Annotated in this window: 6 protein-coding genes; all 6 read left to right on the top strand. The window is 42.6% G+C overall.

Going from position 1 to position 10,615, the window contains the following annotated elements:
* Positions 1–196 precede the first annotated feature (196 nt).
* The 6 genes from ACFQ21_RS25805 (at position 197) to ACFQ21_RS25780 (ending at position 10,597) form a co-directional block, all read left to right on the top strand.
* On the top strand, positions 197–3,352 hold the full coding sequence (locus ACFQ21_RS25805) for a SusC/RagA family TonB-linked outer membrane protein (protein WP_377584402.1): 3,156 nt from the start codon (positions 197–199) through the stop codon (positions 3,350–3,352).
* Positions 3,353–3,356: 4 nt separating this feature from the next.
* Positions 3,357–4,985: a RagB/SusD family nutrient uptake outer membrane protein gene (locus tag ACFQ21_RS25800; RefSeq protein WP_377584399.1), complete on the top strand. Its 1,629-nt coding sequence runs from the start codon at positions 3,357–3,359 to the stop codon at positions 4,983–4,985.
* A 5-nt stretch (positions 4,986–4,990) separates the two neighbouring features.
* Positions 4,991–6,550, top strand: coding sequence for a glycan-binding surface protein (locus ACFQ21_RS25795; RefSeq protein WP_377584397.1), 1,560 nt, complete (start codon positions 4,991–4,993; stop codon positions 6,548–6,550).
* Between the two features lie 265 nt (positions 6,551–6,815).
* On the top strand, positions 6,816–8,291 hold the full coding sequence (locus ACFQ21_RS25790) for a cellulase family glycosylhydrolase (protein WP_377584394.1): 1,476 nt from the start codon (positions 6,816–6,818) through the stop codon (positions 8,289–8,291).
* A gap of 243 nt (positions 8,292–8,534) precedes the next feature.
* Positions 8,535–10,148, top strand: a complete 1,614-nt coding sequence (locus tag ACFQ21_RS25785) for an alpha-L-fucosidase (protein WP_377584391.1) — start codon at positions 8,535–8,537, stop codon at positions 10,146–10,148.
* 53 nt (positions 10,149–10,201) lie between these two features.
* Entirely contained in the window at positions 10,202–10,597 is a 396-nt protein-coding gene (locus ACFQ21_RS25780) for a hypothetical protein (protein ID WP_377584389.1), read from the top strand.
* Positions 10,598–10,615: the final 18 nt, after the last annotated feature.

Genomic DNA, 10,615 nt, shown 5'->3' with positions numbered 1-10,615 from the left:
CGGATACCGTGCGTAGACTCTGTATCCGCCTGAACAAGACGATTCAATACCATCCGTAAGCCCCCCACTGCCATAACTTTACTGCAAACGATTACAGTGCTGTTCACCCGGAATCGATCGCATTGAGACCATTTCACATTCCGAAGAAGTTGAACAGCCTGCAAAAGTGGAAACACCCTAACCAAACCAAATCTTTATGAAGAAAAAACTTTACAGACGTTTAGGCATCTCTGTACTAATTATGTTCATGTGCCTGAAGGTTCTGGCACAGCAAACAATAACTGGTATTGTGAGAGATGAATCCGGTTCTGCTATACCGGGTGCCAGTGTGATTATTAAAGGCACATCCATTGGAACGGTAACGGATGCCGATGGAGCATTCAAAATCTCCGGCAGACCCGATGACATGCTTGTTATCTCCTTTATAGGATATAAGCAGCAGGAGATTTTAGTAGGACAGCAAACAGCTGTAGATGTTAATTTGACTGAAGATGTACAAACACTTGAAGAGGTAGTAGTTTCCATCGGCTACGGTGAAGTGCAAAGAAAAGATATGACAGGCGCCATATCTTCCGTTAGAGGTGATGAGCTAAAAAGAACGAATGTCAGTACCATGGAGCAGGCGCTGCAAGGTAGAGTCCCGGGCATGGTAGTACAGCAGGTGTCCGGGCAACCGGGTGGTGGTGTCTCGGTGCAGATTCGCGGTATAACTTCGCTGGGAGGCAGCAATCCATTGTATGTAATCGATGGTGTAAGGATCGGTACTGCTGGTTCTAGTACGGGAGGTATGAGCCCATTAGCGAGTATCAATCCATCTGAAATTGAGTCTATCGAAGTATTAAAGGATGCTGCTGCTACAGCAATCTATGGTTCCCAGGCATCCGATGGTGTTATTTTAATCACTACCAAAAGAGGGAAGCCGGGAGCTCCAACCGTTTCATATCAGCATTATACCGGGTTTCAACGCTTGGTACAGAGACTTCCGGTTCTGGATTTGAGTGAACATGCAGCTTTCTTAAACGCAAGGGGAGCAGCATGGAATTTTGATACCAGACCTGAGTTTCAGAATCCTCAGTATCTAGGTAAGGGAACAGATTGGCAGAACGAGTTATTCAGAACTTCGCGTATTAGTGAGCATACAATCGCATTAAGTGGCGGAGATGAAAAGACGACCTACTATTTATCTGGAACATTCCATCAAAACGATGGTATTGCTTTCGGATCGAAGTTTAACAGAACGTCTGTCCGTTTAAATCTGGATAATAAAACAACCAAGTGGTTAAGAATAGGCACACGTATTCAGTTGGTAAATATTGACTATAAAATCAATGCTATAACTTCAGGAGTTATTGGTAGGGCTCTGAGCATGACCCCCGATGTTGCTGTGCAGAATTCCGATGGTTCATGGGGTGGCGTAGACAATACGAATCGTGGTTGGGTACCGCCAATAGCAAATCCTTTAGCCCTCGCAGCAATTAATAAAGATGAGTCCAATCGTAAGGAGGTGCATCCGAACGCCTATGTTGAGATTGACGTTGCAAAGGGCTTGCTCTTGAAAAACGTTATCGGGGGAAGTTTTTCCATTCAAAACCGAGACGTCTTTAACCCGGACTATGTAATAGGTAGCCTTATTAAAGCAAGGAATGATGGTACTGCAGAGTACAATGATCAGAATCACTCAGAAATGAGTTCCTATCTCACCTATAATCATGCATTTGGAGATAAGTATAAAATGACTGCGATGGCGGGGCATGAGTGGCAATTAAACAACTCGAGACAGGTAAGTGCAACACGCCTGGATTTTCCTACCAACTCAGTTCAAACTGTTGGAGCAGGTGATCCGGCAACAGCAACCAACAGTGGCAGCAAGCAACATAACGCGATAGAGTCGTATTTCGGCCGTTTGGATCTTGGGATTAACGACCGCTATCTGATCACGGGTAATGCCCGTTATGATGGTAATTCAATGTACGCTAAACAAAATCGTTGGATACTGTCTTATTCAGGAGCAGTAGCATGGAAGATAAATAACGAGTCTTTTTTTGAAGGTGTAGGAAGCGTTGATGAATTGAAGCTGCGTATTAGCTCTGGTTTAACCAACCGGGCTGGCGGCAGAGATTATTCTTATGCGAGTACACTTAATACCGCATCAACAGGTCTTGGGGGTGTAGCGATGGTGAATGATGAGATTGGAAACCCTGATTTGAAATGGGAGCAGACTTTCTATAATAATATCGGTCTCGATGGAGCTTTTTTCAATTGGCGGATAAATTTCTCGGTTGATTTTTACCATCGCAAGACAAATGATCTTGCTATGCAAATCACATTACCACTCTATTCCGGAACGACTACCGCATCTTGGCCTCCGGGTGCATTAAAAGCTCCCTATGTAAATATAGGTTCTATGGAGAACAAGGGGTTCGATTTTAGAATAAGTTCTGATAACCTCCGTGGTAAAGACTTGACCTGGAGAACAGACCTTACTGTGTCGCACAACAAGAATGAAATAACCGCATTAAATGCTAAAGACGCTTCCATTAGCACAGCATATTCCAGAACAGTGCCGGGAAGATCGTTGGGAGAATTTTATGGATATATAGTTGAAGGTGTTTTTGCAACGCCAACAGATTTTCTAGGTGACGAAGCAAATGGAATTGCCCCTCATCCAAGACCGGTGAGAAATGGTGAGCCGCTTCCGTTTGCCAATGCATCTGGTAGTATCTGGTATGGTGATCTTAAATTCAAGGATCTGAATGGAGACGGAATTATTGATGAAAGCGATCAAACCTATCTGGGGTCTCCACTTCCGAAGGTGCAATTGGGGTTGAATAACACTTTTAAGTATAAAAATTTTGATTTAAATATATTTTTCACCTCCAACATTGGCAACAAAGTATATAATGTAACGCGCGAGTCACACGAAGACCCTCTATCAAGTACCGCTTATTTTTTAGGTATAAAAGATTATGCAAAGCTGGCGTTGGTGGATCCAAACGGATCGGCTTCTGATGTTAACAATGTATATGTATCCAATCCGGATACCAAGATTCCCGGACTGCGGAATGACAGAACAAATGGAAACCAAAGAGTGTCGGATCGTTATGTTGAGGATGGTTCGTTTGTGAGGCTTAAAAACATTTCTTTAGGGTATGAGCTCCCGGGTAGTCTGACTCAAAAAATGCATCTGAAATCTTTAAGGGTGTATGCTAGTGCCACAAACCTGTTTATACTAAGCAAGTATTCCGGTATGGATCCTGAAATCGGGTCATGGAACCCGCTATATGCAGGTATTGATGATGGCTATTATCCACAGCCAAGAATAATCACATTTGGTTTAAACTTATCATTATAGAATCATGAAGACTAAATCTATAATAATCTATCTATCACTTGCTACGTCTGTTCTTCTAGCCTCGTGCGGCGATTCATTTTTAGATCGTCCGGCATTGTCAGCAGTAACGAGCGAAAACTTTTATAAAACTGCTGAGGATCTAGAGAAGGCAACGGCGTCATTATATAGCGGTAGCATATGGGGCGCCTGGACTTCTGAGTGCTACTTGCCATTGGGTGAAGTTCTGGGGGGCAACATGATACTTGGATACAACGGGCCTGCAGTGGAGTTAAATACATTTTCGCTGAATGGTTATAACTTTAATTTGATTACAGAATGGAGATCGATGTACAATTTGATTGCACATTCCAATACCACCATCCATGCTATAGAAGATTTAGCATCAGAGAACATCGCGGAAGCAGATAGAAATGCTGCATTGGGAGAGGCAAAGTTTATGCGTGCCTATGCTTATTTCACGTTGACAAGGCTATGGGGGGACGTTCCTATTATTAAAGACAGCAAAGATCTTTTTGACAATCCATTGGTATATAGAAATCATGCCAGTGATGTATATCAGTTTGTTGCTAATGATCTGACATTTGCCCGGAAAAATTTGCCGGCAACGTGGGATAAAGGCCGCGTTACTACATGGTCAGCCCAGGGATTGTTGTCTAAAGTATATCTGACATGGGCAGGTCTCAATCAGAGCGGCACGCGCAATCAGTCACTCCTTGACAGTGCCAAACTGTATGCAGGTAATGTTTGTGAGAATAGCGGTTTATCATTGATGGAAAACTATGCCGATGTTTTTAAATATCAATTCAATGATAATGCAGAGTCATTGTTTGCTCTTCAGTGGCCAACAAATGGTGGAGGTTGGTACCAGGGAAATATGCTCCAGCTTTACAGCAACGCGTTACAGATAAATGGCGGTGGTGGTTACTATGGGATTGAAGCCACATACGATATGTATCTTCAATACCTTGATATTGCCAATGACTCTATTGAAGTGGACTCGCTGAGGCGTAAGGCTACGTTCATGTACAGGAACGACACGTACCCGGAATTAAATACGAATATAAGTTACGTTGAAAACGGCGTTACAAAAACGGGTCTTAAATTCAATGGTAATAGTGGTTTAAAGAAGCATATTATAGGCAACGAGAAAGATCTTAATCTGCCTCTGATGAGTAATACTTCTTCTCCGGAGCATACTATATTATTAAGGCTTGCCGATATATACCTGGTTTATGTTGAAGCAGTTTTAGGTAATAATATGACAACCTCCGATGCGCAAGCATTAGGGTATTTTAATCAAATACGAAGAAGAGCAGGTCTTGCTGAGGTTAGCTCCATTAGTGAACCTACGCTATTTAAAGAAAGGAGGATAGAACTGGCTGGTGAAGGCGAATACTGGTTTGACATTGTTAGACTTTCATATTACAATCTGCCTAAAGCTTTAGAGCGCCTTAATGGTGAAGATAGCCGCGTTAACATCCAGGTTAACAGTACTACAGGTAAAGTAACTCCAGGAGATTCTTATGGAGTAATTACACCGGCAACTGTTAATTCATTTAAGTTGCCTTTACCCTCTGTAGAGGTAACTGCCAACCCTTTATTGCTGGAGCCTGCAGTGCCTTATTCATTTTAATTAACATGAAGCAATCATTTATGAAAAATATAGTATATATCCGCGTGTGCGTTTTGCAGCTTTTGTGCATGGCGGTGATTTTAACGTTCATCACAGGTTGCAAAGATGATGATGATATGCGCGTGCCTGTTATCAACGAAGTTCGCAATTATGCCCCCGCGCCAAATGATACTCTTATTACATCGTTAAATGACGGGCAGTGGGTAGTGTTGCATGGAAAAAATATGACTTCTGTATCACAAGTATACTTTGGAAGTATACCGGCCACTATCAATCTTGCTTTTGCAACCGATGAAACTCTGGTAGTGCAGGTGCCGACTATTCCGTTCCTGACGGTGCCCCGAGACAAGCTTAATGTAATTACGGTAGTTAGTAAAGGCGGAACAAGCACGTATGAAATTATTGTCACCGGCACCCCAATTATTGTTAACGTTCGAAATACAGATGGAGAAATTATTGACAGGGTTTTTCCTGAACAGCAAATCAACATCGTTGGGGTTAATCTTAGCAATGCCACGAACATAAGATTTCAGGGTATAGCAGCTGACCTGAGCACGGTGGTATATACCGATTCAAGTACCCTTGTACAAGTGCCTGCTAATTTATCCGGCGGTGATGCTTCACTCGTCAACACGATCAGCTACACGACAGGAATCGGAACGGGTAATTTTTCGATACGGATCGTAGGCCCCCCTATAATAACCAACGTTTCGCATGAGATTCCCAAGGAAGGTGAAGAGGTTTATCTGTACGGATATAATTTTGTTAGTGTTGAAAGTATAACATTTGCCGGTGTAACAATTTCTTCCTTTGAAGAATCTGAAGATGGCAATTCAGTAAAGTTTGTATCACCGAAGCTAACGGAAAGCGGAACGGTAACTGTTGTTACTCCGGGTGGAACATTCACTACTGCATTCAAGGTAAATGATGTAGCATTCATAAATGCAGGTGGCCTTGGCATTTTGGGTAATCTGGAATGGAGTGATTACTTCGGTTGGCAATGGTGGGGAGGCTCTGTAGATCTTTGGAGCTCGGACCCGAACACAACAGGCTGGCCTCCTTATAATGCTGAGTATGGAATTGGAACCGGACAGTACATTACGTATAAAAGTGTTGCGCTAAAGGCTGGTGAGGGTAGCGATGGTAACGCCATTCGCCTGGGTGAATATGCATGGGTGCCATCCGACAATCTCAATGATTCAGGAGATAAATGGGCCTTCAAATTTGAAATCAATGTTACGAAACCTTGGAACGGAGGTACGCTTTGTATCAGGACTGATAAAGGTGATTATTTAGCGCTATACGAGCCTTGGAAAATATCGGCTAAAGAATCAGCCGCCTTTACTACACAAGGATGGCAGACGGTGACAATTCCGTTGTCGTCATTCCGTAAGAAGGATGCTACCCTTGGTGATGGTAAAGGTGATCCTATAGCAAAAGTTTCTGACCTACTCAACATTGCTACCGGAAAGACTTACTTGACTCTTTACCTGCATAACTATGGCACGAAAACAACTACAAGTATCGAGGCTGCTTTCGACAACTTCAGAGTGGTGAAAAGATAAAGCCAGTATTCCTATAGCAGTAAAGTAAAACCTGCGGAGCTTCCTGTTTACAGGATCCCGCGGGTGCTCTTTCTAAATTTATATTGAACGATATATATATAGTCAAAAGAATTCTGAAATGGACAATGATATTTTTGGAAGCATGGCATCGCCAGTAAAACGATTACCCTATAGGAGAACAGGAGCCAGCATCAACCGGATGGAATGAATATAGTGAGTTAAAGTCCCTTTCAGAAAACAATTACATTCACAAATTAAACAATCAATGAAGATTACCAGCTTTTTAAATGTCTCAGTATTACTGATGACGATTATTTTTTTTGGTTCCTGTAAAAAGGATGACGTAACCCCTGAGCTAAAGGTAACACCGCTGGAGATTTCGCTCAACGCAGAGGGCGATACATCGGAGTTCTCGATCGTTACAAATGATAGCTGGACTATTCAAAATGCTGCCGAAGCATGGCTGCAGGTAAGCCAGGTGAACGGTAATAGTGGGAGCGCCAGCATTCAAATTATTGCTAGTAAAAATGCAACGGGTAATAAGCGTTCTACAATATTGGTAGTTGACTCCAACAACGGTCAGAGAAGACGCATTACTGTTTCGCAGAAGCCAACGATATATCCGTCTTACAACACCTCGCCCAAGGCACCTGATGCAACAGGTATGAGCAGCAACGCGGTTGAACTTGCAGCTAAAATGAAATTGGGTTGGAATATAGGGAATACCTTTGAAGCTCCTAACAATGAGCAGGGATGGGGTAGTCCTAAAATTACAGAAGACTATATAAAGTTTGTAAAACAAAGTGGCTTCAATGCCATTCGTATTCCGTGTCAATGGAATTGGCACCATGTGGATAATAAGGCGACTGCGCATATTGATCAGAATTGGATGAACCGCGTGAAAGAAGTGGTAGGCTATTGTGTAAACAACGATATATACGTGTTACTGAATATCCATTGGGATGGTGGATGGTTAGAAAGGAATATAAAGGATATCACCCCGGTGAAGCAAGATTCGATCGATGCTAAACAAAGAGCATTTTGGGAGCAGATTGCTACTGCTATGCGTGATTTCGATGAGCATTTGATGTTTGCCAGCGCCAACGAACCGGATGCTGGAAATGCTGCGGAAACGAAAGTATTAGCACAATTTCACCAGACGTTTATTGACGCTGTTCGATCTACTGGTGGAAGAAACAGTTACCGTGTACTTGTTGTTCAGGGACCCGGTACAAACATGGTATTGACCTCTGAATTGATGAGCACGCTTCCGAAAGACCCGACACCAAATCGCCTGATGGTTGAAGTACATAATTATTCACCAGCACAGTTTTGTTTCCTGAATGAAGATGTAGACTGGGGCAAAATGGCTTATTACTGGGGAAAAGATTATCAGTCGTCTATCGAACCAGACCGCAATTTTCTAGAAAGCTGGGAGTGGGGAAATGAAAGTGCACTAATTAACCAATTCAAAATGGTGAAGGAAACATTTGTGGATAAAGGTGTTCCTGTGCTAATAGGAGAGTATGGCGCGTACCGAAGGGATGGAAGTGAAAACGAACCAAAGGATCTGGTAACACATAATAATTCTGTGGATTACTGGATAACGCTTGCGACTAAGCAGGCAAGGCAAAGTGGTATGATTCCATTCTGGTGGGATACAGGCGGTGCGCTGGACAGAACAAATCTTACTGTAAAAGATCAGCGTACGATTGACGCTATCATCGCAGGAACAAAGTAACTTTTTAAACGAAGATCAGCTAGTGCCGGATGTATTGATTGAAGGCACGAACTAAAATTATCGCTATATCGGAAGGATACATTGATGTTAACGTCAATGTATCCTAAGGTATAGTAACTATTGTGCTCAAATCATTAAGTCACCGTAACAGTTTTTACGGAATGAGCATGATATAAATACACTATATATCACCTTCTCGTGATAGGTCAATCTTATTGTACTACTATATATCATCAATTGTAAATGAAAACTGTGACAATTGTAGTTTTTGCAGCCATAGTCTTGGGTTCTCTGCAGCTGTCCATGAGTCAACCCCATGAGTTGAAGACTGTGGGCAAATTTGAGCCAACGTGGCAATCTTTAAAAGAATACCAGACACCCGAGTGGTTTCGCAATGCGAAATTTGGAATATGGGCACACTGGGGTCCGCAATGCCAGCCGGAGCAGGGCGACTGGTATGCACGGTTTATGTACGATGAAGGTAGTGATCCCTATAAATGGCACGTTGCCCATTACGGACATCCATCCAAGGCTGGCTTCAAAGAAGTAATCAACGATTGGAAAGCGCAGAACTGGGATCCTGAAAAACTGGTAGCGCTATATAAACGGGCAGGAGCTCAGTACTTTTTCGCGATGGCGAATCATCATGATAATCTGGATCTATGGAACAGCAAGTATCAATCCTGGAATACACTAAACGTTGGTCCGAAGAAAGATATCGTAGCAGGTTGGGCGCGTGCTGCTAAAAATAATAATCTTCCCTTCGGACTCAGTGTTCATGCGTCCCATACATGGACGTGGTTGGAAACAGCACAACGTGCTGATAAGAACGGTCCGCTTGCCGGAGTTCCCTATGATGGTAAAATTACCAAAGATGAAGGTAAAGGAACCTGGTGGGAAGGTCTCGATCCGCAGGAGCTCTATGCGCAAAACCATCCGTTGAGTAAAGGCAGTGAGAATATATATACTTTGTGGAACCAGTGGGGTTGGGATAATGGAGCGTCCATTCCTTCGGCTGAATACTGTGAAAAGTTTTACAACCGGACGATCGATCTGATTGATCAGTTTAATCCGGATCTTCTTTACTTCGATGACTCCGTTCTTCCGCTATATCCAGTAAGTGATGTAGGATTGAAAATTGCAGCGCATTACTATAACCATAACATGGCAACACACCAGGGTAAACTGGAAGGTGTACTGTTCGGAAAAGTATTGAGCGAAGATCAGAAGAAATGTATGGTGTGGGATGTAGAGCGTGGTGCTGCCGATAAAATTGAACAACTTCCGTGGCAGACATGTACCTGTATAGGAGACTGGCATTATAAAAGATCAATTTATGAAAACGGGCAGTATAAATCAGCCAGAGAGGTTGTTCACATGCTGGTGGATATCGTAAGCAAAAATGGGAACCTGTTGTTAAATATACCGGTTCGTGGCGATGGCACTATAGACGATAAAGAAGTAGCGATACTGGAAGGTATATCGGCATGGATGAAAGTAAACAGCGAAAGTATTTTTGATACCCGTCCATGGGAAATATATGGTGAAGGTCCGTCTACGGAAACATCTAACCCCGTTAATGCGCAGGGCTTTAATGAAGGAAAAGTAAAGCTGACTGCCAACGACATACGCTTTAATAGAAAGGGAGATATACTGTATGTTACTACAATGGGTATCCCGGTTGATAAAATATCCATCCAGTCATTAGGCAAAAATAAAGTCAATATCAAGCGCATCGAAATGCTGGGAAGTAAAGCGAAGCTTTCATGGAAACAATATTCCGATAAACTGGTAATTGAAAAGCCAAAGTCTGTTTCAAATGATATCGCTGTTGTATTTAAAATACAAATGAGATAGATCGACAAGTGCAGAAGAGTGTGAGTATCTGAAACAAAACAAAAAGTTAATAAATGAAGAATCATATTACCGAGAACGGATGTGTTATCTACGTTCCGGAACATGCATATATCGATTTGAAGTGTGATGGATTTTTTAGCTATGAAGAAGTGGTTGCCCTCACGGAATATGCCTGCGAAATGCTGCGATTTTACAATTTGAGCAAGTGCGCGATAAATCTCCAGCACATCAAGATTTACCCATCCGGAGCGGAAGAATACCTTCGGGATATCTGGTATAGAAGGCTCGTAGAGGCAGGTGTTAACAGAATAGCGTATGTGGTTCCTGAGGATATTTTCGGAAGGGCTTCCATGACTGTTGTTCACGCAGGAGAAGCCGCCAGTAAAATTCAGAGGAAGTATTTTGGTGATGAATCGAGTGCCAAAGAATGGTTGAATTCCGAACTATAGCGGGTATATATCAATACA

This window comes from Ohtaekwangia kribbensis, from assembly GCF_042676245.1.
Lineage (GTDB): Bacteria > Bacteroidota > Bacteroidia > Cytophagales > Cyclobacteriaceae > Ohtaekwangia > Ohtaekwangia kribbensis.
The sequence above is the reverse complement of the archived record's forward strand: the minus strand, read 5'-3'. Positions and strand labels throughout refer to the sequence as shown.